17 protein-coding genes and 1 pseudogene are annotated in these 24,020 nt (G+C 72.3%); 10 read left to right on the plus strand and 8 right to left on the minus strand.

The window, feature by feature from the left end; genetic code table 11:
- Positions 1–730 precede the first annotated feature (730 nt).
- The 5 genes from ABT245_RS43750 to ABT245_RS43770 all read left to right on the plus strand — a co-directional run bounded on the left by ABT245_RS43750 (position 731) and on the right by ABT245_RS43770 (position 5,059).
- Positions 731–1,984: a helix-turn-helix domain-containing protein gene (locus tag ABT245_RS43750; protein WP_351746131.1), complete on the plus strand. Its 1,254-nt coding sequence runs from the start codon at positions 731–733 to the stop codon at positions 1,982–1,984.
- A 310-nt stretch (positions 1,985–2,294) separates the two neighbouring features.
- Positions 2,295–2,786: a hypothetical protein gene (locus ABT245_RS43755; RefSeq protein WP_351746133.1), complete on the plus strand. Its 492-nt coding sequence runs from the start codon at positions 2,295–2,297 to the stop codon at positions 2,784–2,786.
- 274 nt (positions 2,787–3,060) lie between these two features.
- Complete coding sequence (locus tag ABT245_RS43760; protein ID WP_351746135.1) at positions 3,061–3,375, plus strand: hypothetical protein; 315 nt, start codon at positions 3,061–3,063, stop codon at positions 3,373–3,375.
- Positions 3,376–3,758: 383 nt separating this feature from the next.
- Positions 3,759–4,340 (plus strand): hypothetical protein, encoded by a 582-nt coding sequence (locus ABT245_RS43765; RefSeq protein WP_351746137.1) that lies wholly within the window; start codon positions 3,759–3,761, stop codon positions 4,338–4,340.
- Positions 4,341–4,570: 230 nt separating this feature from the next.
- Positions 4,571–5,059: a DUF4913 domain-containing protein gene (locus ABT245_RS43770; protein WP_351746139.1), complete on the plus strand. Its 489-nt coding sequence runs from the start codon at positions 4,571–4,573 to the stop codon at positions 5,057–5,059.
- A 1,302-nt stretch (positions 5,060–6,361) separates the two neighbouring features.
- On the opposite strand, the pseudogene ABT245_RS43775 reads toward ABT245_RS43770, so the two are convergent.
- Positions 6,362–7,042 (minus strand): annotated as a pseudogene (locus ABT245_RS43775) (NsdA family TPR-like regulatory protein); the annotation flags it as partial.
- Between the two features lie 74 nt (positions 7,043–7,116).
- Here ABT245_RS43775 and ABT245_RS43780 point away from each other — a divergent pair.
- The gene (locus ABT245_RS43780; RefSeq protein ID WP_351746142.1) at positions 7,117–7,293 is read left to right on the plus strand and encodes a hypothetical protein; all 177 of its coding nucleotides are present in this window, start codon (positions 7,117–7,119) and stop codon (positions 7,291–7,293) included.
- 148 nt (positions 7,294–7,441) lie between these two features.
- Here the strand turns inward: ABT245_RS43780 and ABT245_RS43785 are convergent, their stop codons facing one another.
- Complete coding sequence (locus ABT245_RS43785) at positions 7,442–9,172, minus strand: hypothetical protein (RefSeq protein WP_351746145.1); 1,731 nt, start codon at positions 9,170–9,172, stop codon at positions 7,442–7,444.
- 263 nt (positions 9,173–9,435) lie between these two features.
- On the opposite strand from ABT245_RS43785, the gene ABT245_RS43790 reads away from it, so the two are divergent.
- Positions 9,436–12,333, plus strand: coding sequence for an AfsR/SARP family transcriptional regulator (locus ABT245_RS43790; RefSeq protein WP_351746148.1), 2,898 nt, complete (start codon positions 9,436–9,438; stop codon positions 12,331–12,333).
- Between the two features lie 240 nt (positions 12,334–12,573).
- On the opposite strand, the gene ABT245_RS43795 is transcribed toward ABT245_RS43790, so the two are convergent.
- A complete protein-coding gene (locus ABT245_RS43795) occupies positions 12,574–14,163 on the minus strand; it encodes a glycosyl hydrolase (protein WP_351746151.1) in 1,590 nt (529 codons plus the stop codon).
- Between the two features lie 467 nt (positions 14,164–14,630).
- Here ABT245_RS43795 and ABT245_RS43800 point away from each other — a divergent pair, with 467 nt between their 5' ends.
- Complete coding sequence (locus ABT245_RS43800; RefSeq protein ID WP_351746153.1) at positions 14,631–15,941, plus strand: hypothetical protein; 1,311 nt, start codon at positions 14,631–14,633, stop codon at positions 15,939–15,941.
- Between the two features lie 3 nt (positions 15,942–15,944).
- Here the strand turns inward: ABT245_RS43800 and ABT245_RS43805 are convergent, their stop codons facing one another.
- Together ABT245_RS43805 and ABT245_RS43810 are read right to left on the minus strand one after the other, a co-directional pair.
- Complete coding sequence (locus tag ABT245_RS43805) at positions 15,945–16,469, minus strand: DUF4913 domain-containing protein (RefSeq protein WP_502982318.1); 525 nt, start codon at positions 16,467–16,469, stop codon at positions 15,945–15,947.
- A 262-nt stretch (positions 16,470–16,731) separates the two neighbouring features.
- Positions 16,732–17,727, minus strand: a complete 996-nt coding sequence (locus ABT245_RS43810; protein WP_351746156.1) for a C40 family peptidase — start codon at positions 17,725–17,727, stop codon at positions 16,732–16,734.
- 196 nt (positions 17,728–17,923) lie between these two features.
- Between ABT245_RS43810 and ABT245_RS43815 the strand changes: the two genes are divergently transcribed.
- Both ABT245_RS43815 and ABT245_RS43820 read left to right on the plus strand, forming a co-directional pair.
- Positions 17,924–18,316 carry a hypothetical protein gene (locus tag ABT245_RS43815; protein ID WP_351746159.1) on the plus strand — a complete coding sequence of 131 codons (393 nt, stop codon included), beginning with the start codon at positions 17,924–17,926 and terminating at the stop codon, positions 18,314–18,316.
- Positions 18,313–18,567, plus strand: coding sequence for a DUF418 domain-containing protein (locus ABT245_RS43820; RefSeq protein WP_351746162.1), 255 nt, complete (start codon positions 18,313–18,315; stop codon positions 18,565–18,567). Before ABT245_RS43815 ends, ABT245_RS43820 begins: the two co-directional genes overlap by 4 nt.
- Before the next feature lie 125 nt (positions 18,568–18,692).
- Here the strand turns inward: ABT245_RS43820 and ABT245_RS43825 are convergent, their stop codons facing one another.
- Genes ABT245_RS43825 through ABT245_RS43835 form a run of 3 tightly spaced genes read right to left on the minus strand, consistent with a single transcriptional unit; the run spans position 18,693 to position 23,735 of the window.
- Positions 18,693–20,492: a type IV secretory system conjugative DNA transfer family protein gene (locus ABT245_RS43825; RefSeq protein ID WP_351746164.1), complete on the minus strand. Its 1,800-nt coding sequence runs from the start codon at positions 20,490–20,492 to the stop codon at positions 18,693–18,695.
- Complete coding sequence (locus ABT245_RS43830) at positions 20,489–22,210, minus strand: putative type IV secretion/conjugal transfer ATPase (RefSeq protein ID WP_351746166.1); 1,722 nt, start codon at positions 22,208–22,210, stop codon at positions 20,489–20,491. Before ABT245_RS43830 ends, ABT245_RS43825 begins: the two co-directional genes overlap by 4 nt.
- 31 nt (positions 22,211–22,241) lie before the next feature.
- The gene (locus ABT245_RS43835) at positions 22,242–23,735 is read right to left on the minus strand and encodes an SCO6880 family protein (protein WP_351746168.1); all 1,494 of its coding nucleotides are present in this window, start codon (positions 23,733–23,735) and stop codon (positions 22,242–22,244) included.
- Between the last annotated feature and the right edge of the window lie 285 nt (positions 23,736–24,020).

Consider the following 24,020-nt stretch of genomic DNA (forward strand, 5'->3'; position numbering starts at 1 on the left):
TAATCCGGGCCCAAATCCACCGTCCGCAGCGCGCCGACGCCGTCCAGCACCCCAGAACGCCTGCGCACCGCGACCGACCTGGACCGCCGCGCACCACCGACAGAACGCCACCTGCGCACCCTGGGCCCATGGCCCGGAGCCCGCGCCTCGCCGGCCCGCGCACAGGCTGCACGGGCAAGTGCAGCAGTAAAGGAACGACGTCGATTCCCCCTGGCCCGAGCCAACTTCGCAGAGGTCGCCGCCAAGAGAGGTCCGAACGCACGGCAGAGGGGCTACGACGCCTGACGTCAGCTCTTGTTCCCGCCGAGGGCGGTGCGGAGCCAGTGCATTGAGCCTGTCTCCGGCACGGACCGGTGTCCGAACGCGGCAGGTTCCGGCGCGTCTCGAACAGCGACCACGCTGAGTGGCCATTGAGAACCATGTAGCCGCGCCCGGGGGGGGCGATGCCCTCGATCAGGTGGGTGAGGAGCCGATCCCCCTGTCACGAGCCGAGGGAGCGGTCGGCGATCAAGTCGTCCGAGAGCTGGGTGATGCTCGCCTTGCCGATCCAGCATGCCTCCGCCACCGGTGGAAGAGGACGGCGTACTCCTCGGCGCGGACCGCGGTGGGCTGGGGCGGACACGGTTGCCCTGCAATTGCAGAACGTTCAACGCCCCGTGGAACTCGGGGAGTCACGGGGCGTTGTCCGGAGTACCGTTTTGAGTGTCGAGGTCAAAACGGAGGCTCCAGTATGGCGCACAACTCAACCCCCTTGGGAGACACCGTCCGTGCCTACCGGCGAACGGCAGGATGGAGTCAGGAACGACTCGCGGAGGAGTCCGGTCTCTCCGTGAGCACCGTGAGGAACATCGAGCAGCGCGGACACGCCAGGTTGGACACGTTGAGCCAGGTGGCACAAGCATTCGACGTCCCGACCTCCGCGCTCTTCGCGCCGGGGGTGCCGCACCCGGTGGGTGAGGACGACAGCGCCAACCGGCAACTACTGGTGTCGCTCCGGCAGGCACTCATGCCGCCGGTGGGGATCGCGGGGAAGACGCTGGCGGATCCTGGTGAGGCGGCGGAGCTTCCGGCTATCCGTCGATCGATCGAGGACACGCTGTCGCTTTACAACTCGGATCGGTACGAGTCAGTGGCCATCGTGCTCCCCGGTCTCCTGCGTCAGGCCGACGCCGCGGTGGCGGCGGCCGAGGAGGAGGAACAGCAGCGGGAGGCCGTCCTCATGCGGACCCATGCCTTGCTGCTGGCCGGGAAGTACCTCACGCAGGTCCGCCAGTACGACATGGCCTATCAGGCGCTCGTGGAAGGGATCAGGCTCGCCCGGGAGTTGGACAACACGCTGACTGCGGCGACCGGCGTCACAGGGCTGTGCTGGCTGCTCCTCAGGCAGGACCGGTTCGACGAGGCGGAGCGGTTGGCGGCCACCACGGCCGAGGCCATCGAGCCGAAGCGTTCCACGGCGTCCATGGGTGAACTGGCGGCGTGGGGGGAGCTATGCCTCCGTATCGCCGCCGCCGCCATGCGCAACAACCGGGAGGACGTGGCGAAGCAGGCTCGGCGGATGGCAGCCAGCGCGGCGTCCGCCATGGGGCATGAACACCGTGACTATCGCACCCATTGGGGGCGCTTCGGCCCGGCCACCGTGGAGGTCAAGGCGGTGGAGGACCTGTCCTTGGTCGGGGACGCCCATGGTGTCCTCAGCCGCAAGGACCAAGGGCTCCTCTCGAAAGACATGCTGGAGGCGACAGGTCGGCCCTCCGCCATCAACTGGCACCGCCATCGGCTGGACATCGCCCGGGCTCACGTCAAGGTGGGGTCGACGCACGACGCCATGGAGGAGCTGACCCGCATCAAGAAGAGGGCGCCCTCCTGGATTCGATACCAGCCCATGGCCAGGTATGTCATGGAGGACATCCTCAAGACACGGAAGCGGACGCTGACACGGGAGATGCGGCAGATGGCCACGCTCCTCAACGTTCACGCCTGACTGGACGTCAGAACTACCAAGCTGACTGGTAGTTCGTCGGCTGACCGCCGCGAACTACCACCGCTTCTGTGTGGTCCACGTCACATCCCGGCCGTACGGTCCAAGTACCAACCATGAGACCTAAGCCAGGGACTTGAGTCATGCGTAGAACAACCGCCGACCGGCAACGGCGCCGCGCGCTGGTGGACATCTCAGTAACGGCCACCACGCCCGTGACGGGGCCCGGCCCGGTCCTCCCCTGCCCTCTCCCTCCCGCCCTCCCCCTCGTGCCACGGTCCGCGGGTCCGCGCCGGGACCTGGAGGTGGCCGAATGAGCGGGGACGAGATCGAGCGCACGGCCGTGGAGGGGACCGCCGTGGCGACGCTCCCGGAGCGGCAGTTCGCCGTGTCGCACTGGCTCCTCGGCGCCGCCGATGACGTGGACGTCGCCCGCGCCCAGTGGCAGGAGCAGGGCGTCGCCCTGCTGGCCTGCGGTGGGGTTCTCTCCGCCGTGCGGATCCCCGCCCGCCTGGTGTGGGCGGCTGCCGGCACCAAGGAACTGGATGACGTGGACCGCTTCCTTGGCCAGTTCTTCGACGGCGGAGCGGTGTTCATGGACCTCCGCGCCGGCCTCTACTACGCCTTGGTCCCCGGGTTCAGGTCAGAGTGGGGTGACCGGGTGTTTTCCGGGGCCGGGTGGAACGCCTTGGCCGGGATCACTTCCTGGGTGTCCCCTCTCCGCAGCTCACGGAACAGCGTGGGCCTGCCTACTGGTGTGTGCCCATGGACTCCCCGGGTGACCTCACTTACGTGGATGAGGTAGCGGATCTCATCTTCCAGGGCTTGACGGCCCAGGCGGAGGCAGGTCACCGGTGACCATCACAGAGGTGTCAGTAGGCTCCGTGATCTCCGCGCCGCGCCCGGCCCCGGATGAGGTGGCCGCCGCCATGGGACCGATGCCGTGGCTCACAGCCACGGGCCGCCCGGAGCAGATCCTCACGGCGTGGGGCCGCGGGCACCTGGCGGAGGTTCCCGCGGGTATCGGCTTCGACGTCCTCCTGACCCCAGCCCCGATGGCAGAGGAAACCATCCGGCGAATGCATGAAGCGGGGCGCCGGATAGGCCCGGTCGTGCTCGGCCCGCTCGGCGGCGAGTTCATCCTCCAGCGGGGTTCCGCCGCCGGCTGGGACGCCCCCCACTCCAGCACGCTGCCGCTGGGGACGCTGGTCCTCCTCCCGCCGCCCGGCGTCCGCGCCCCGGAACTGGTGGCTGGCCGCGGCTGGCTCGTCCCGCCCTGCCATCCGGAGACGGGCGCGCCGCTCTGCGCCGAGGTGACACCGGGCGGCGCGCTCTTGGAGCCCTACCTCGCTTCAGTCGAGGCGGCCCGAGAGGAGCAGCAGCGATGCGCATGAGGCCGGACAGCCCGACCGGTCAGCTCCTCTACGCCCTGGTCGTAGGCGCCCTCCTGGGCGCCCTTGTGGCCGGTATCGGCCGCTGACCCGATGACCGGCTCCGGTCGCTCGCGCCCCAGGGGGCGACCGGAGCCCCCAGGCGCCCGTCGGCTTCCCGCTCCCGACTCTCCCCCGCGGGGGCTGGTGGGCCCCGGCCCGGCACACCCGACCCCGTGATGCTCTGCGGTGTGCCGGGCCGCCACTCTCGTCTCGACAAAGGAAGGTTCTCGATCGTGTTGCCTCCGGCCCCGCCAGGCGTCGTCCCGTACATCGCTGGATGGAGTGAGGAACGGCTCCTGAAGTGTCCGATCACCCGTCGCCGCGTGGCTCCGGGGATCGCGTACGTGGATGAGACGCCGTACGACCGGGACAGCTTCGGCGTGCTGTGGGCCCGGTACGTCCTGCGGCCCAAGCAGCGCCGGGGCAGCCCGCAGCTGCGGAACGTCCACCCGTACCGGCAGCGCCGGGCGATGCTGAACATGATGTGTCAGGTGTGCTCCCGTATGCCGGCGGACCCGCACGGCCCGCATCTGTTTCTCCTGCGGGACTCTTGTGGTGCGGTCCGGGAGGGGGAGCGGACGACGAGTCCGCCGGTGTGCGTGCCGTGCGCCGGGATCTCCATCCAGCTCTGCCACGCCCTGCGGGGTGGGCGGTTTGTGGCGGCGTGGGCCAGGCGCGTGCCCGCGTGGGGTGTTGTCGGCCCCCTCCACCACCCACAGACACTCCAGCCCATCCCGGGATGCCATATGGAACACGTCAAGTACGGCTCGCAGTGGGCTCCCTGGGTCCGCGCCGCCCGCACGATGGTGGAACTCCGCGGAGTGACACCGGCAGACCTGGACCGGGAGTTCGCGGCCCTCGGCCGTGACCGTCTGGAGGAGGAGTTCGCCCGCATCGCGGAGCTGACGGCGGTCACCTGCCCCTGAGACACCCGCCTCGGGCCGGTGGCGGCGCCGTGGCCGGCTTCCTGTGGGAGTTCATGGCCAAGGGCCTGGCTCCCCGTGCCGCAGGACCCGCACCCCTCCCGCGTGGTCGGCTCCCGGAGCTGGTCCAGCCCTCATGAACCCCGCCATGGGACGGCCCGTTGTGTCCTACCGTCGGCCGACGCGGGGCACCGGCCGGACCACAGCAGCCAAGTGAGTGAGACGGAGAGCCCATGTCAGCCGTGCCGACGGAGAAGCCCGAGGTAACCGGGGCCGAGCGGGACACCTCGCCTGCGGCGAAGCCGCCCACCGAAGAGGAAGAGCCCATCGCCCCGCCACAGTTCATCCTGTACTTGGAGCAACCGGCCTATACGCACGCTCTGCGGCAGCTGACCCTGTGGACCCACCATGTGCTGCTGCCGGTCTACGGCAGGGAGATCAGCTCCACGGCTCCGTGGTGCTCCCGCTGGTGGGAGCACCCCGAAGCAGTTGCCCAACTCCACGGTTTGTGGCTGGCCTGGGGCGACCTGACCGGTCCGGGGTCCCCGGCGACCGGCCCCGCCAGCTGGCACCGCGACCATCTGTCGCCGGTCATGAGCAGCCTCCGGGATCCGCAAGGTCCGTTCGCCGGTTGCAAGCCCGGTATGCACCGCCCCAAGGAGATGCCGCCCATCGACCACCTCGACCCATTCGGCCCACCTCCCCCGGCGGCACCGAAGTAGCGGCGCACTCTGAACCGTTGACCCGACGGGAGCGTTGTGCTTGCCGTGCAGAGTCGTTACCGGTCCACGACGCCGGCCCCAGCACCTCCCGGGCCGGCACAGCCGACGGCTCTGTTCGAAGACCATCTGTTCTCACAGAAGGAAGGGTCAGATGCCAGGCTCAGACATATCCGACGGAAGCGGCCGTTCCAACGCCTCGTCGTACAGTTCCGTGGACATCACCGACGGCCGAGCCCGACTGTCCGACCGCCCCGTCCCGGAGAATGCGCCGGCTCTGTACGACGGAGCGGAGGGCGTGTACGACCAGAGGTCCCGGCAATACTTTGCGGTCGACAGCGAAGGAGCCGCTCGGTGGAGCGAGCGGCAATCGCAGTGGACCAGGGAAGGGCTGGGCAGGACCGCTCGTGCTGTGGTCCGGTGGGTCGCCGACAACAGGCACCAACTGGCCCAGTTCGCCAGGGACACGCTTCCCACCGTCGCGATGGGAACTGCGCCGCTGGTAGGCGGCACGGCGGGTCAGGTTCTCACGTACGGCGGCAACATCGGCCAACTCGCCACAGTCGCGCACGAAGTGTATGACCAGTACCGCGAGCACCGAGCGGGTGCCCAGCCCGACTGGGCCCAGAGGGCGGCCATCGGGCTCAGGGCGACGTCAGTGGTCGCGAACACCACGTCCAACCTGGGTAACTTCAGCAACGAAGCGGTCACCAACGCGTTCAACGGTGTGGGTACCTACGCGGGAGCGATGGGTACCGGCATCGACGTTGTGCACCATGCCAACCAGGCCGGACGGCAGCGGCAGGATCCCGGGGCCGAGATGTACGGGATGCGTCACAACCCGTCACTAGGCTCAGGTGTGGGTCAATTCCCCCCTGGATACAACCCGCCCACAGTGCCTGGCAGTACGTCCGCGTCGTACGGCTCGGGGCAGGGGTCGTCCACATCGGTGCAACCGCAGTCGCCACCGCAACCACTCACCACAGCACCGGCCGCGACCGTCTCCCCGCCGAGCAGCAGCACCGGCCGCCAACGCCATCGCGCTCGCACTGACGGCGACAACAGCGCCGCCTCGACGACTCGAGCCACAGAAAGGCATCACAGGAGGAGGGGCCGCAACTAGTAACCCACGAGGCCGTGTGCCGGCTCCCCGTGCGCCGCACGCAGAGCCGGCACACGCCACGCAAGGTGGTGCGGCTCGGCCTCGGCTGGAAGCACTTCTCCGGTCCGCACAACATCAAGAAGTGCAAGATCTCCAACGCTGCTGTCAACGGCAAGCCCGACAAGGAGAACGGCGCCCGCCTCGAAGCGGTTCCAGGACTGGCATGCGGCGTCCAGATGCCCGTACTTGAGCTGTCGTTGGGCGAGTACTGCGTAGGTGTGTACGCGGCCCTGCCGCTCCTGGGCGGGCTGGAGCCGGATGGACTGTTTCATCGCCTTGATGCTGCCGGAGAGGTCGCCCTCTTCCTTCAGCACGTGGGAGACGTGGAAGAGATAGGCGGTCTGGTCGTAACCGCCGATTGCGTCGCGCCGGTGGTCGGCTTTGCTCAGCGCTGTCTCGGCTTCGCGCAGGCGGGTGTGGGGCTGGTTCCGGTCGCCGACCATGGATGCCGCGTGGGCCTGCTGTCCACGCAGGAACGCGACCAGACGAGGACCGGCGGTCGGCGCCGCCTCGGCCGCAGAGTCCGCCAGGTCGAGTGCCGTCTGCCCGCGTCCGAGGTTCGACGCTCGCAGCGACATGCCGCGCAGTGTGCGGCAGTAGGTGAGGTGATCGCCGGCTTCGTCAGCGAGTCTGAGCGCCTTGACGTAGTAGGTCTGTCCCAGACCGTGGGCCTTCTCGTACATGGCCATCCAGCCTGTCAGGTACGTGAGGTCAGACGCGGCGGCGAGCATGTCCCGCTTGACCGGCTCGGAGGCCTGCGCCCGCAGCCACGGGCCCACGGTGTTGACGAGGAAGGCGGCGGCCATGGGGCGGGCGTGGCCTGCGCGGCGCGACAGGTACCCGCGTGGGGAGCCGTCGGGCCCCTTCACCATCCACAAACGGTTCAGCCGATCCCGGGATGTCCCATGGAGCACGTGAAGTACGGCTCGCAGTGGGCGCCTTGGGTGCGGGCCGCTCGCACGGTGTGGAGCTGCGCGGGGTGACGCCTGCGGATCTGGGCCGGGAGTTCGCGGCTCTCGGCCGTGGCCGCCTGGAGGAGGAGTTCGCACGGGTCGCGGAGCTGAGGGCCGTGTGAGGACTCCGCCGCGGAGACGGCGGCGGCGCCGGCCCGCGGAGGGAAAGCGCACCACGCCGCCGCTGAGGTATGGCCCGGCGTACCGTCGTGCTGGAGCGGCACGTCCCGAGCGGCACCGGCTACGTCCACTGGTCCCGGCGCGGTTCGGTCAGACCGTGAGTTTGACGGCCTCCAGGAACGGGTCGTTGTCCATGGTGCCGCCGAAGAGGAATTCCGGGCGGGGGTTGGCGCACTGGTGGTCGCCCCAGCCGCGGTTGTGGACGGCGGCGGCGCGGCAGATCTGGCCGGTGCCGACGTTGATGGCGAAGCCCGTCATGTAGGGGCCGCTCTTCTTGGGGTTGCCGATGTAGAAATCCTTGCCGTCGTCGGTGATGGCCGTCCACCCCGGTTGCCAACTGCCCTGACCATTGGCCGAGTTGGCTTCGTGCAGTACGGCGTTGGCGGCCGAGCCGCCCGTTCCGCTCACCGAGACGTTGAGGGCCTTGATCGCCTTGTTCTTGCCCGACGTACCGGCGATCGTGCCGTCGCACACCGGTTTCTGCCAGCCCTGGCCGCCCACATAGGCGCGGTAGCAGATGTGCCGTCCCGACGGGTCGTTCGCCGCCAGGCGCCGTACGGCCGTCGCCGCCGTGTCCCGTGCGGGCTTCGCCGTCACCGTGGTGACCACCTTCGGGGCGTTCTCGGTCACCGTGACCGTGGGGGGCGGCACCGCCACGCCGTCCTTACCGTGCGGTTTGGGTGACTTGCTCGCGCTCGGGCCGGCCGTCGGGGACGGGGTGAGGCTCGGGCTCACCGATACCGTCGGTGTCGGCAGTTCCGTCGGGTTCGTCTTCTCCCGCGGTGTGTTGTTCACCTTCGCCGCCTGGTCCTGGCGGTCGTCGTCGCCCGAACCGCCGCTGCCCAGGACCACCAGCGGGGTGATCACCAGGGCCGCCACCAGGAGCGCCGCCGGGCCTATGATCAACGGCCGGTTCAGCAGTCCCGGGGACGCGTACTCGTCGTCCGACTGGCGTGACCTGCTGCGGCGGTTCGGCCGGACCGATCCCGGGTCCGGGTCCGGGGTGCGGTGCAGGGCGGGGGCCCGGGGTGCGGGGCTCAGGCCCACCGGGCCCGGTAGCGCGTACGCCGCCGCCTCCGGTTCCGCGGCCCCCTCCAGCTCCGCCCCCTCCAGTTCCGCCGCCTCCGGTTCCGGCTCGTCCAGCTCCGCCGCCTCCGGTTCCGGCTCGTCCGGTTCCGCCGCCTCCAGTTCCGCGGCCCCCTCCGGTTCCGGCTCCTCCAGTTCCGGCTCCTCCAGTTCCGCGGCCCTCTCCGGTTCAGGCTCCTCCAGTTCCGGCTCGTCCAGTTCCGCCTGCTCCGGTTCCGGCTCGTCCCCTTGCGTCTCCGCCGGTTCTGGTGCCCTCGGTTCCAGCGCCTCCGGATCCGGAGCGGGCGGCTCCGCCGCGGAAGGCAGACGTAGCCCGTGGCCGTAGCCCTTCTCAAAGGTGACCGGCTTCTCCTCGGCCGCCTCCGGACCCGGGCCCAGGTCCTCCGTGTACTCCGTGTCCTCCGGCGCCCCGTCGCCGTCCGGGCCGGATGCTTCCGGCCCTGCCTCGTCGTCCTCGTCGTCCTCCCCCGCGTACGCCTCAGGGCCCCCCTCCCCCTGCTCCAGCAGCCTGCTCGAACCGTCCGGTGCCACCTCCACGTACGCCACATAACCCGCCGCCGGGTCGGAGACGGACGCCGTCACCGTGCTGCCGCGTTCCCGGGCGTGCTGGTGGAGGGCGTCCAGGACCGCCCCGTCGGCCTCCGCTCCCTCCGCGGCCGGGACGGGGCGGCCGTCGAGGGTGGCGGAGCCGTCGCCGGAGATGACCACCGTGAAGTGGGTGGTGATCTTGGACACCTTTCCAGGGTCCGTCCTTCCGTCTGCGTCGCCTTCCGTGACCGGGCCGCCCGTTTCCTCGTTTCGGCTCATGCCCATTCCTTCCTGCCGTTCCCGGCGTCGAGACCGGCGGTATCGCAACGGGTGCCGCGCGGGAACGGTTCAATGGGACGGGCCGCGGCCGGACTTGGCGCCGCCCCCTCGTTACGCCTCGTGATCGGGACAGAAGGGCACGTTCCGTCAAACGGGCTGTCGGCGTCCCCGTCGTCACTAGAGTCCCAGTGGTGAGTGTCTACGCGAATTCCTTGCGCTTCACCGTGCTGGGGCCCGTCCGAGCGGTGCGCGGTGAGCAGGAACTGGACCTGGGCTCCCCACAACAGCGTGCGGTACTGGTCGCGTTGCTCCTCCGGCGAGGACGCCCCCTCACGCTCGGTGAACTCGTCGACGCCGTCTGGGGCGAGGAGCCGCCCGCCGCCGCCGTGTCCGTCCTGCGGACCTATGTCTCACGGCTCCGCAAGATTCTGGAACCCGAGCGGGACCCGGCCGAAGCCCCCCGGGTGATCGTCTCCGTCGGGGACGGATATCTGGTGCGGGGCGCCGAAGACTCCCTGGATCTCGCCGACTTCGAGCGGCGGGTCGAAGAGGCCAAGAAGCTGCGCGTCGACGGGGATCTGTCCGGCGCCGCGTCGCTGCTGCACTCCGCCCTCGGCCGGTGGCAGGGGACCGCCCTCGCCGGGATACCCGGGCCGCTCGCCGCGGCGGAGCGCACCTGGTTGGAGGAGGAACGGCTCAGCACCCTGGAGACCAGGCTCGACCTCGACATCGAACTCGGGCGGCATGCCGAGATCGTCTCCGAACTCTTCTCGCTCACCCATCGGCATCCGCTGCGGGAGCGATTATGCGGACTGCTCATGCTCGCCCTCTATCAGGGCGGGCGCCAGGCCGAGGCCCTGGCCGCCTACCGCAGCGCCCGCGCCGGCCTCGTCTCCGAGCTGGGCGTCGAACCCGGCCTGGAACTCCAGCGGTTGCATGACCGGATCCTCGCCGCCGATGTCTCCCTGGCGGCCCCGGCCGCCCGGCCTGCGGCCGCACCGGCCACCGACCCGGCCGCCGCCGCTCCCGCCGACGGCGAGCACCTGGCCCGGCCCGCCCAACTCCCGGCCGATCTGCCCACCTTCGTCGGCCGATGTGCCGAACTCGACGCTGTACGTGCCCTGTTGCCCGGCGACGGGCGACCGCCCGGCACCGTCGTGATCAGTGCCATCGGCGGCATGGGCGGCGTCGGCAAGACCACGCTGGCCGTGCACTGGGCCCATGAGATCGCCGGCCGGTTCCCCGACGGGCAGCTCTACATCAATCTGCGCGGCTTCGACCCGGCCGGGCCGGGGATGGCGCCGGACGAGGCGGTCCGGATCCTTCTCGACGCGTTCGGTGTTCCTCCCGAGCGCATACCTGCCGGACTCGACGCCCAGGTGGCGCTGTACCGGAGTCTGCTCGCCCAGCGCAGAGTGCTGATCCTGCTCGACAACGCCCGCGACGCCGACCAGGTGCGCCCGCTGCTGCCGGGTTCTGCGGGATCCCTGGTGATTGTGACCAGCCGTAGCCGGCTCGCCGGGCTGGTGGCCGGGGAAGGCGCGCATCCGCTGACGCTGGACCAGCTGTCCTCCGCCGAGGCGCACGATCTGCTCGCGCGGCGCCTCGGGGCGGAGCGGCTGGCGGCCGAACCGGGCGCCGCGGCGGAGATCGTCGCGCGCTGCGGCCGGCTGCCGCTCGCACTCGCGATCGTCGCCGCGCACGCCGCCGTCAACCCGCACTTCCCGCTCAGTGCCATCGCCGAGCGGGTACGGGAGAGCCACGGCAGCCTCGACATGTTCGCCGACGGCGACCTCGGCACCGATCTGCGGGCCGTGTTCTCCTGGTCGTACCGGGCGCTGTCCGCCCCGGCGGCACGACTGTTCCGGCTACTCGGACTGCACGGCGGGCCGGACATCTCGGTGCCCGCCGCGGCGGCGCTCGCCGGGCTCACCCCGCGTGAGACCCGGGCGCCGCTGCTCGAACTCACCCGCGCCCATCTGCTGACCGAGCACTTCCCCGGCCGCTACGCCCTGCACGACCTGCTGCGTTTCTACGCCGCCGAACGGGTCACGACCGAGGAGAGCACCGAGGAACGGGACCGGGCCGTGGAGCGGCTGCTCGCCTGGTATCTGCACACCACCGACGCCGCCTACGCGCACATCACCCCGCAGCGCCCCCGCATCCCGCTCGAACCGCCGCCCGACGGCTGCCGGCCGCTGGGCTTCAGCTCCCACGACCAGGCCCTGGACTGGTGCGAGAGGGAACGGCCCAACCTGGTCAACGCGGTGCGCCGGGCCGCCGAGTGCGGGCAGTGGGGCATCGCCTGGCGGCTGACCGCCGCCCTGTGGGGCTTCTTCTACCTGCGCAGCCATCTGCACGACTGGCTGGACAGCGCGCGGACCGGCCTCGCCGCCGCTCGCGCCGCCCGGGACAGCCGGGGCGTGGCCCAGGCCCTCGCGGACACGGCCGCCGCACTGCGCAGCATGGGGCGCTACGACGAGGCCGCCGCGCACTTCTACGACGCGATGACCGCGTACCGGGACCTCGGCGACCTTCGGGGCAGGGCCTCCGCCGTGACCAACCTCGGCGACAGCTATCTGGAGGCGGGCCTGCTCGACAAGGCCGTCGAGTACACCCGCCGGGGGCTGCTCCTCGACCGGTTCCTCGGCAGCAGCTGGGGCGAGGGGATCGGGCTGTCCAACCTGGGCGACGCCTACCAGCGGCAGGGCCGGTTCGACGAGGCCGTCGCCTGTCTGGAACAGGCGCTGACCGTACTGCGCGCCGACGACAACCGCTGGGTCGAGGGGGTCGCCCTGGACATCCTCGGCACGGTGCACCGGCGCCTGCGCCGTTACGACGTGGCCCTCGCCCACTACTACCGGGCGCTCACCACGCACCGGGACATCGGCAACCGCTGGGGCGAGGGCCACACCCTGGGCAACCTCGGCGATGTCCAACTGGCCGCCGGCGACCCGGAGGCGGCCCGTGCCAGCTGGGAGCAGGCCCTCGCCATCTTCGCCGAGTTCGGCCATCAGGACGCCGAGACGATCCGCGCACGGCTCGGCCGCCTCGCGAACCCACCCGATGAGGGGGCTCCTCCGGCCTGACCCGTGCGAACGGCCTGACATGCGGCTGCGGTCTCCTTCGGTGGTCGGTGCCCCGCCGTGTCCCGGACGGCGGCCGGGACACGGCGGGGTCTTTCCCGTACGGCGTGTCTCCTGTACGACGTGTCTCGTCTCGCGTACCGCGTGTCTCCCGTTACAACGGACGGCGGTCGGGAAGTGCTCAACGGCCGTCAGGACTCCGGCGCCGTCCGACGTGCTTCCCGCCGCCTTGCGGCCCGCTGCTCAGCCCGCCTCGCGGTACGCCACACCGGACGCGTTCGGGGTCGTCCCGTCGTACAGACCGGTCGGGGCGGTCTGTGCGGACAGCGTGAACCAGGCGTAACGCTCCACGAAATCAAGGCCGTTGAGCATCTGCGTGGACGACTTCACGAAGTCCGTCTGCTCCTGGGCGCTGGGATAGCGGGGGGTGCCCTGCGAGAAGTCCGTGAGGGCGTACTCGGTCAGCCAGATCGGCTTGTGGTAGCGGTCGTACACCGCCTGGAGGTACTGGCGCAGCTGGTTGGCGGCGTCCGGGCCGAAGTCGCCGCCGTACCAGTGCAGCGGGATGAAGTCGACCCGCAGCCCGCGCTGTTCGGCGCCGTGCAGGAAGCGGTCCAGCCAGCCGCCGGCCACATCACCGCCGTACGCCACGGCCGGCGCGCCCAGCCGAAGGCCCGTCGACTCCAGCCGGGGCCACAGGTCGAGCGCCTGCTCGACGGTCATGTTCGACTGCTGCGGCAGATCCGGCTCGTTGAAGCCCAGCAGCGCCTTGCCTTCCCGGGCGGCCTGGCCCAGCCGTTCGTCGGTGACCGAGCCGGGGCCCCAGATCATCGGTACGTACTCGACCCCGGCCGGCGCCGCGACCGGACCCGTCGTGGAGTCCCAGTTGAAGTACCAGGAGGCCCCGGAGTCGGCCAGCGCCTGCGCGGCACCGTCGACCGGGTTGAGGCTGACGCCCCGGCGGGACGGGGCCTGCGCCTGCTCGGTCCTCGGTGCGCTCTGTTCAGGAGCCGGGGCGGCGGTGGCCTGCTCCTGGTCCGCGGGCGCGGTGCCCTGGAACGCGACCGTCATCCCCGTGCACCGGGTGCACTGCCGCACGACCTGGCTGCCCGGCTCGGCGTCCTGCTTGGACCAGGCGTACGCCGTCGGGCACTTCTGGTTGACGGCCTCGCTGTAGGGGGTCTTGGCGTCCCGGTTCGGGTTGACGCAGACCAGTGCCTTGCCGCTGTCGTCCCTGACCAGGTTGTCGGGTGGGCAGCCGGACAGCAGGTCCACGACGCAGCCCGTCGCCGAGCACTCGCCGTCCTGCGGTACCTCGACGTCGTTCGGGGTGATGGTCACGGGTACGGACACGGCGTTGACGTAGCTGACGTCGTACCAGGGTGCCAGGGAGTCCGCCGGGTCGAAGTTGAACTCCGCGAGGCTTGTGGGCTGTTCGCCGGTGGAGCAGTGGTCGGCGTACGGGCCGCAGTCGCCCACGGCGCAGTGGAAGGTGCTGCCGTCCTCGCCCGTGCAGCCCTGGCGGGCGAAGAAGGTGCCGCGCCAGTGCCCGGCGCCCTGGTGCTCGGGGACGGTGATGGTTGCGGACTGCCCCGGGTCGAGCGCCGGGAGCCCGGTGAGCGCGGCCGAGCCGTCCGCGTTCACCGTGCTGCCGACCCAGATACGGCCGTCCGTCTTGTTCTGGAAGGTGACCGTGTGGTCGGCGGTGTCGCCGGCCGGCGCGCTGTTGATCTCTCCGCTGTGCGAGCGGTGGGTCTGGATGCCCAGCGCGGTGCCGGTCACTCCGACGACGACCAGGAGCAGGGCCAGGAGGATGGATATGCGTCTGCGCATGGAACGTGTGTCTCCCTGTCGGGGGTGTGCGAGTCGGGCGATCAGGTCTCGCCTGCGCCCAGGCACGACGGATGCGCGCGACGGATGGTTCACCGCCACCGGGGCCTTCCGGCCGCCTTCCGGGGGCCTGCGGCCGGCCTTCCCGGCGTCTTCCGTTCCTTTGGCCGGCCTTCGGGCCTGCCGGTCTCCCGGTCTCCCGGTCTCCCGGTTCTTCCGGTTCTTCCGGGCTTCCGGGCCGGAGGCGGTAGGGATGGTTCCGGCCCGCCCGGCCCGCCCGGCCCGCCCGGCCCGCCCGGCCCGTCCTGTCCGTCCGCCCGTCCCGACTGTCCGCCCGGCCCGGTCTGTCCGTCCGGCCCGGCCGGCCGTCGGCCGTTTGAACCGTTCGTCGGGGCCGTCCGTCGTGTTCTGTGTCCGCGGGGCCCGGCCCATCGGTACCGGGCCGGGAGCGATCCGAAGAGAGGGCAACCATGGCCGATGCCACCCCGGCGCCACGAGAACCGAACCGGTCGCGCCCCGAGCGCCCCGAGCGTCCCGAGGCCGCGCTGGCCCGCGCGATGGTCGCGACCGAGTACGGGCTGAGTGAGGCGTACCGCCGACGCGCCCAGGGGCCGACGCTCACGGCACGCCTCATGGAGATGCTGCGGGACGGCTGGACCGTCCTCATGGAGGCGCTGGGGGCGTCCCGGTCGCGGCAGGTGGCGCAGCCGCCCCCTGCTCCGGGCCGGATGGAGGCCGACCTGCCGGCCGGCCCGCCGCAGGGCGTTGCGGCCCCTGCTCCGGTCCCGGTGCAGTGGGCGCCGCCGGCCGGCCCCGAGGAGGCGGCGTTCCGGGAGATGGCCCGCCTCCAGGCGCTGGCCGGGCAGTTGTCGACCCGCCGCTACGAGGCGTTCGAGGACGCCGTACTGCACCTCGTCAGGTCCGACGACAAGCTCCGCAAGACGTACGAGGAGTCTCCCGAGACCATCCCGGCCATCGCGCGGTACGCCGCCAACGCGCAGACACGGGAACTGCTGCGCGAGGGCGACGGGGGCCGGGCCCGGGGCGAGCGCAGGGACCCGGAGGTCCGGACGGCGCCGGACCGCACGGCCCTAGAACGGTTCGAGCGGCCGGCGCCCCCGTCAACGCCCGCACGGGAACAGCGGGAGCAGCGTGACCAGCAGGCGCGGCAGGAGCGGAGGCGGGAGGCGTCGCCCGAGCCGCCGCGGGAGCCCCGGCTGCGGGACATGGGCGACGGGCAGAGGCTGTCCTACGACGCGCATGCCTTCGCCGCCGCCCAAGATGCCGAGCGTGCCAGGAGGGAGGAGGTGCCCGGGTGGGAGGTGCCGTCCGCGACGCAGGACTCACCTCCGCAGAACCGGGGCGGCGAACTGGCCTATGACGCGCTGCCCTTCGCCGTGGCGGCGGAAGAGCGGCGGGCCCGGCGGGAGCAGTCCACGGAGCGGGACGGCACCGAACGCCGGGACGGGCGGGAGGCCCCTGCGACGCCCCCGGATCCGCAGCGCACCGCGAGCCCCGAACCCGTCAGCCCGCTGAGCCCGTCAAGTCCCGTGAGTTCCTTGGGCTTTGACCGCCCCACCGACGCCGTACGTCCTGTCAGCCCCGCCAGTTCCGCCCTCGTGGAACCGCCCCGGGCCCTGCTCGGCGAGCGGGGGCTGAGGGCGGCGCGCGACGGGTTCGAGTCCAGGGACGGGCAGTCGCCCCGCCGGGCCGCCGACCCGCCGGCGGCCAAGGTGCACCGTCCCGCTCCGGCCCCGACCGCGCAGGGCCCGACGAGATGACCGTCAGGCCCGTTCGGCGGGCCCCGGCGGCAGGCCGAACGGATCCATCGCTTTGACCGGCGCAGCCTCCTTTCGCCGGTGCGCACCGGGCTTGCAGCCGCCGAACGACCCCTGCGGGCTGCGCAGGGACTCCATCACCGGCAGCAGACAGTCCCGGTGCCGGCCGGCGGGCCCGGTCATCTCGGCGTCAGCGCCGGTCAGTTCACCCCAGGCCGGCCACAGGCGGTGCAGTTGGGTGACCGCCTCCGGATGCTTCCACCAGCGGCTGCACCACGGCGCGGTGGACGTGACCTCCCGGCCGTAGACCGGCAGCAGCACAGGGTGCGTCCACAGGGTGAGCCGACACAGCGAGTCCGCGTACTCGGCGCCCTCCATATAGAGGTTGAACTTCGGCTTCGGCGGCGGTGGTTCGGCGGGGGGCGGTGCGGGTGGCGCGGTATCCGGAGGCGCGGCGTTCTTCGCAGGCGCGGCGGGCGCACGCTTCCCTTTCCGCTCCGGCTCCTGCCTGCCGACGGTGTCGGTCGTCATGCTGCTCCTGGCATGCCGTGTCTCCTTGTGGTCCGTTGGAGCCGTGCCGGCCGGCGTCGGCTCGCTGCCGGGCAACAACGGAAAGCGGACGGAACGGGTTCAAAGCGCGGCCCCGCACACCGTCTGCCCCTGCTCACCGGCCGGCCGGGCGCAAGCCCCGCAAGCCCGAGAAGCAGGAGCCCGGTCCGAGCCACGACAGGTAGCCGCGGCGCCCGCCCGGCCCGCGCCCGCCCGGCCCGAGCCGGTCACCGGCCCCCGCCGGTCAGGCGTCGGGTCGTACGGCTCCCAGGATGGCCATGGAGCCCGCCGGGGCCACCGTCACCCGGCGGCCGGGGCGGGGGGCGTGGATGATCTCGCCGTCGCCGATGTACAGGGCGACATGGCTGGCCCCGGAGAAGTAGACGATGAGGTCGCCGGGGCGCATGGCCGTGACGGGTACGCGCGTCAGCCGGCGCCACTGCTCCTGCGAGGTGCGCGGGACGGCGACGCCCGCGGCCAGCCACGCCTGGGAGGTGAGGCCCGAGCAGTCGAAGGAGCCGGGGCCCTGCGCGCCCCACACGTACGGCTTGCCGAGCTGGCGGGTGGCGTAGGCGATGGCCTTGCGGCCTGCGGCGCTCGCCTCGGTGCCGGCCCGTTCGAGGATTCCGGTGCTCTCCCATGTCGCCTGGGCGTCGTCGGCCGTCTGCCGGTCGAGGGCGGCGAGCCGGGCGCGCTGGTCCGCCGCCAGGCGTGCCTCCACCTGCTTCGCCTCGCTGATGTGCCGTTCGATCGTCGCGCGGTCGGCGGCCATCGCGCGGCGGCCGGCCCGCAGGCGGCGCAGTTCGGCCGACGCGTCCGCGCGGTGGGCGCGCAGCTCCTCCCGGGTCTCGGTCAGCGCGGTCAGCACGCTCCGCGTGGACCGCTGGGCCTGGCGGGCCACGGCGGCGTCGTCCAGGGCCCGCGCGGGGTCGTCGGCGAGGACGAACTGCATCTCGGCGGGGAGGCCGCCGCCCCGGTACTGGGCGCGGGCCGCCGCTCCGGCGAGCGCGGTGAGGCGGGACAGCCTGCCCTCGGCCCGTGCGATGCCGGTGGTGAGCGCGCGGACGCGTCGGTGCTGGGCGGTGACCTTCTCATCGGCGGCGTTGTACTTGTCCGTGGCCACCTCGGCGTCGTGGTACAGGCGCTCCAGCCGGGCACGTACCCCGGCAAGGGTGGTTGCCGTGGGGTCCGCTCGGGCGGGGGCCTGGACCGTCGCGGTGAGCACACAGGCCAGGGCCATGGCCCCGGCCGTGCGGAGGAGGCCGCGGGACTGCCCGAACGGCCGGCTGTCTCTCGGAGTCCGTCTCATCGTGCACACAACGAACAGGCGATGTACGGCGGTTCAGTTGTGCCGTGTGTCAACTGAACCGGTGGCCACGTGCCCACCGTTGTGCCAGGGACGCCGGCCGGCGAGGGGTGTGCGGAAAGGGAGGCGTATGGGTGCCGAGTTGCTGCTGCTCGCGCTGTGCGTCGGGTTCGGCGTGGGCTGTCTGCTGGCGGCCGTGAAGGCGCTGCTGGCGGCGGTGTGGCTGTGGGCGCGCGGGCTGCGGGTCATGGGGACCGTGACCTCCCGTACGGCGGCCGACCGGCGGCCGGGCGCGCTGGTGCTGTTCTCCGATCACCTGGGGCGCGATCTGCTTCTCGACCCCGGGCGGTACGCCCCGCTGTGCGGGCTGCCGGCGGTGGGCCGGAGCGTGCCGGTGGTGTACCGGCGGGAGCGGCCGACCGTGGCCCGGCTGTGGGACACACGGCATTTGCTGGCGCCGTCGTTCGGGTGGTTCCTGACGGCCACCGTGGCGTTCGGTACGGGGGTTGTGATGGGGCATTGACGTCCGGCGGGCAGTGCGGGCGGGTGCGTGAACTCGATGTCCTGCGCGGATTCGCCGCCTCCGGGGTCCTTCTCGTCGACGCCCAGCTGCCGGCGGGGCCGTGCACGGGCTTCGGCGACGGGCCGGACGCGGTGGTGCGGCCGGCCGCGGCCCGGGTGCCGGCCGCCGCCGGCCGTATGGCACTGACGCACTGCCTCAGCCAGTCGCTCGTGCTCGCGTTCGTCTTCACCGGGTACGGCCTCGGACTGTAACGACCGGCTCGGCACGACCGTGGTCCTGTCCGGCTGCGTGATGCTGTACGCCGCCCAACCGGCCGCAGGCGCACGGCTGATGGCGCACACCGGGTACGGCCCGGCCGAACCGCTGCCGCGTGCGGTCACCCCGGGTACGGTGACCCGGGGCCGGCCGGAGCCGGTTTCTGGAAGCTCACGCCCGTCAGACGGCGTGCGGCGCGTTCCGTGATGGCCGCGGCCTCCGCCTTGGCCGCCGCCGAGATGGCGCCCGCGCCGGGCTCCTTGTACCAGGGGCGCAGCCGGATCAGGGCGGGACGGACGCCGGTGGCGAGCAGCAGCGCGGTGCCCTTGGGCAGGGCACGGATCCGGTCGGGCGGCAGCACGGCCTCCTGCCGGTAGGAGTACGAGCGGGACGTGCCGTCCTTGCCGCGCGAGACGGACGGGGTGCGTACGTCGTGCTGGCCGACCAGCGTCGAGACCTTCTGCACGAAGTCCGCGTCGTCCAGGCCCGCGCCGAGCAGCTTGACGGTGGCCGCGCTCCACAGGGCGTCCATCCCGACCTCGCCCCACACCCGCGCGCCCTGCCGGTAACTCTGCAGCAGCGTCACGACGTTGATGCCGCGCGAGCCGAAGTGCGAGTAGAGGTCGGGCAGGTCGGTGATGCGACACACGTTGGCCGCCTCGTCCAGGACGGCGGTCAGCGGCGGGTCGAGCCGGCCGCCCATGCGCTCGGCGGCGACCACGCCCGCCCGCATCGTCGCGTCGGCGATGCCCGCGATCACCCCGGCCGCCGAACCACCGCCGTCCTTGGACAGGAGATAGAGGGTGTCCCTGCCGAGGACGTGCTGGTCGGGACGGAACTCGGGGGCACGCGGGTCGGGGGTGACCCAGGCCAGGATCTCCGGGTCGAGGAGACACGACACGGTCTGCCGTGCGGTCTCGTAGATGCCGTCCCGGGTCTCCACCGCGCCCCGGACGGTGCCCTGCAACTGGTCGGCCATCGCCGGGAGTCCGGCGTCCCGGAGCAGATCGACGGGGGTGCGGTCGGCGGGGTCGGCGAGCCAGCCGAGCAGGTCGGTGACCGAGGCCCGGCCGCGCGCGGCGGCCAGGAACAGCGCGGTGAGGGTGTTCTGCGCGGCCGAGATCCAGAAGTCCTTCTTCGCGGTGTCGTCGTTGACGGATGCCACGAAGTGGCCGGCCAGCCGCCGGGCGCCCTCGATGGTGTGGCACTCGCCGAGCAGGTTCCACCACATGGCGCGCGGGGTGTGGGCGATGCCCTGCGGGTCGAACGTCCACACCGTGCCCGCCTTCTCGCGCTCGGCGCGGGTCACGGCGTAGACGTCGGACTTGTTGGAGGTGAGCAGGACGGCGCCCTGGGCGCGCAGCACGCGCGGCACGGCGATACCGGTGGACTTGCCGGCCCGGGGCGCCATCAGGTCGAGTTCCACGTCCTCGTAACTGCTGCGCAGCTCCGGGCCCTTGGGCATCAGGTCGCCGAGGAGGTTGCCGGTCTCGTCCGGGTGCAGCCGCTCGCGGCCCCCCAGTGTGGGCCGCAGTTCGCGGGCGCGCGCCTCGATGCCCTTGGGGCACATGGCGGCCAGCTCGCGGTGGCCGGCCAGGCCCTTGGGGGCGCCGGCGCGCTGCAAGAGATACCGGGCGACGAGCGCGCAGGGCAGCGCGAGCAGGACCAGGGGGGCGAGCATGCCGCCGTAGACGGCGGCGGGCGGGGCGTCCGGCCACAGCTCGCCCGGCCCTTCGGAGATGAGACGGCCCACGGTGGACAGGGCGAACGGCGGGCCCTGCCAGCCGTGGCCGGTGAGGCCGGAGCCGAGAGTGCCGCCGGCCCACGCCAGGGTGAACACGACGAGCACGGTCCCGGCGATGCCGGCGATCGCCCAGGAGACCTGGGTGCTGAGGTCGCCGCCGGGGCGGGGCGAGGTCATGCGGTCCACCTTCCCGGGCCTTGCTCGTGGGCCCGCCGGACCTGGGCGGCGGTGTGCGCCACCGCCTGGTCCGTCTCCAGGGCCAGGGCCTGTTCCACGGCCGTCTCGTTCGGCGTCCAGCGGGTGTTGGTGTTGTGCAGATGGCGCTCCGCGTCGGTGATGGCGACCTTGATGGGGATGCCGGGCCGCCCGCCGACCTTGATGAGGAAGCGACCGCGGCCGGGCGGCTCCTCGTGCTCGCCGGAGGCACCCCAGCCGGGCGGCGAGGACCATGACGAGACCAGTTCGATCTCGCGCCGGGACAGGCCCACCACCTTTCCCAGCTCCTCCATCTCGGCCCGGGGCAGTCCCGCGCACACCACCATCCCGGCGCGCTCCACGAAGCCGCGGGCCTTGGCCCGGTCGGAGTCGGTGCCCAGCGCCTCGGCGTCCTTCAAAGTGTGGGTGATCTTCGCGTCGCCGAGACCGAGCGAACGGTTGAGACGGGTCAGCGCGTCGATGCGGTCCACGATGCCGGAGGCGGCGCGCAGCGGACGCCACAGCTCGTCGAGGACGGTGAAGAACCAGCGCCGCGGGATCAGCCCCGCGTCCGCGAGCGCGTGCGAGGCGGCCACCGTGCCGAGACCGTCGGACCAGGCGGCCAGCATCGCGGCGGCGGTCAGCTGGGTGTCCGCCTCGCCGATCCCGGAGATGTCGATGCACACCGCGGGCGCGTCCGGGTCGATCCGGGTGGATGTCTCGGAGGCGAAGGTGTCGCCGAGCGGCCCGTCGAGAATGCCCAGCAGGGAGCGGTGCAGGGGATCCACGGCATCCCGGTAGCGGCTGTCGGAGCCGCGGTCCAGGGTGACCGCGCGCACCCGGTCGGGGCCCTCGGTCAGCACCCGCAGCAGATCCGGCAGCAGCGGCGCCCGCCCCGGCGGGGTGTGCTCGCGCAGATGGTGCAGCACGGCGGAGAGCACGGACTGCTCGTGGTCGTCCATCGGCCGCCCGCGCACGATGGTGACGAGGGCGGCCACCATGTTCAGCACCCGGCCGTGCGTCTCGGCCTTCAGCACCTCGCCCGCTTCGCCGCCGATCCGGGCCGCCGCCGCGCCCATGGCCCCGGGGTCCAGGACGTTGATGCCGCCCCGGCCGCGGCCGATGGAGATCACCTGGCCGCCGAGCGCGCGCACGGTGTCGGCGTAGTCGGGCTTGAGGTCGCCGAGCACCAGCGGGACGACACCGGTCGCGGCGAGCCCGATCAGCATCCGGTTGACGAGGGTCGACTTGCCGAGGCCCGGCATGCCGAGCATGAACAGGGAGGGGTTGGAGATATAGCGGGCGCGGGTGAACCAGTTCAGCGGGTCGCCGCAGACGGTGGCGCCGGTGAACAGGTGCTGGCCGAGCGGCACTCCGGTCATCGGCGAGCCGGAACCGGCGGCGAACGGCCACATGCCGCATGCCTGGACGGTGGTGGCGCGCCACATGGTGGGCGGGTCGAGATAGCCGACGCGTCCGCCGCCGACGCCGTACCAGCCGCGGGGCGGGACGTACGGCCGCTTCGGGCTCTTCTTGCTCTTCTGAGTCTTCTGGTTCTTGCCGTTCCTGGGATCGTCGGCCCCCCAGGCGGGCGCGTCCTCGGGGTGGACGGGGTGGCCGGACAGAAGCGCCTTGCGGGCCCGTTCCTCGGCCACCCGGTCGGCCCTCTCGGCCTTCTTCCGCTCGCTGCGGCGGCTCACGGGGCATGCTCCTTCGGCGGGTTGTGGCGGCTCACAGCGCGTCCGACAGCTCGTGCGGGACGAGGGTCTGCTCCCAGGGCAGGATCCCGGCGGGCAGGGTGCAGCTGAACGCCGCCGCCTGCATCCGGTCGGCGGGCCGCATCAGCACCCGGGAGGCCGCGGTGAGGTTGCGTACGGCCACGCCGGCGTCGGCCAGTTCGGCGACATCGTCCACGGTGACGGTCAGCATCAGTGAGAACTCCACGAGCCCGGCGCCGGACGCCTCCTCGGCCGCGGTCTGCTCGGCCGCGCGCATCTCCGAGACCGCGCGGGCCTGCACCATGCCCCGGCCGGACGTCGCCATGAACTGGGCGGCGCGCCGGTCCGCCTCCACGATGCGGGCCGAGGTGGCCGGGTCGAGCGGCCGGTACACCAGCGCCACCCGCTTGCGCCGGGTGCCCGGCAGCGCCTCCAGCATGCCCCGCAGCACCGAGGACCGTACGGTGCCGCGCGGTGCCAGCGTCATCAGCCAGGTACGGGAGACGCCCGAGTCGTGCTGGTAGGCGCCGACCGTCTCGACGGTGGCGGCCGGACCGGCGTCCTCCCACTCAAGGCCCGTACCGCCGTGCTGGTTGCGGGCGTCGAGCACATCGGCGGCGACCGCCGGGTCGTAGGCGACTCGGACCACCTCGGCGATCCGCTCCGCTGACAGCGGGTAGGCGGCCCCGCCGCCGGCCGCGACCAGCCCGCTGAGCAGACCCGGGATACGGATCGCCAGGTCCGCGATGACATCCTCCTTCTTGCGGCGCTGGCCGGGCGGGACGCCGTAGGTGAGGGTGATGTAGGTGTGCATCTCGGAGGAGGCGGTCGGGTAGCGGGCGACGACCTCCTCCATCACGGCACGGGCGGCGGGCGGCGCCTCGGGGTGGATGCGGGGCAGCACCTCGTGGGCGAGCCGGGTGCCCGGGTCGGGAGCGGTCTCCACGATCACGGAGGCGCCGCGCAGCCCGGGTTCGTGGGCCAGCCGGGCCAGCCACTCGCCCCACAGCGCCACCCAGACGTCCACCTGGTCCGGGTCGACCAGCGAACCGCCGTCCGGTTCGCAGGCCAGGACGATGGTGTAGAGGTTGCGGTTCGGGTGGTGCAGCACGCCGAACGGCCGGTCGTAGGCGTCATGGCCCTCGTGCGCGGTCACCTTGTTGAGCAGGCCCGGCGGACGGAACCGGCCACCCGGGCGGGCGGACAGCGGGCCGGAGACGTACAGGTGCGAGCCGCCTGCCTTGCGGCGCCACCAGCCGATCCGCAGCGCCACCAGCTGGTAGACGTTGCGCCCGTCCTGGGTGCGGACGGCGAGCGGGGCCAGGAACAGCGCGATCGGTACGGCGATCACCAGCGCGACGTACAGGGAGATCAGTGAGGCGAGCAGGGTGACGACGAGCCCGCCGAAGACACCGATGGTGCCGACGAGCCCGAGCGGCCCGAGCCCCGGCCGCCGTGGCCGGCGCCAGTTGCCGTAGGTGGGATGGGTGACGGCTTCTGTGGACATGAGGGTCCGGGCTCCTTTCGTACCCCTTGTGCGGGGGCGGGGTGATGCGGGGAGGGTTGGTGGAGTGGTGCGCGGGCGCCGGGTGGGGGTGGGGGTGGTGCGGGGGCTGGTGGGAGTGTCTGCGAGGGCTGGTGGAGTGGTGAGCGGGGGCTGTCGGAATGGTGCGCGGGGGCGGTGGGGGTGGTGCGCGGGGGCGGGGGCGGCCCGGGGGGCCCCGCCCCCCGCGGAGTTACCAACAAAAAAAGACCCCCGAAGGGTAAACACCAGCTACGCCCCCCCCCACAC

It is taken from the genome of Streptomyces sp. NPDC001508, assembly GCF_040298665.1.
In the GTDB taxonomy this organism is placed as follows: Bacteria; Actinomycetota; Actinomycetes; order Streptomycetales; family Streptomycetaceae; genus Streptomyces.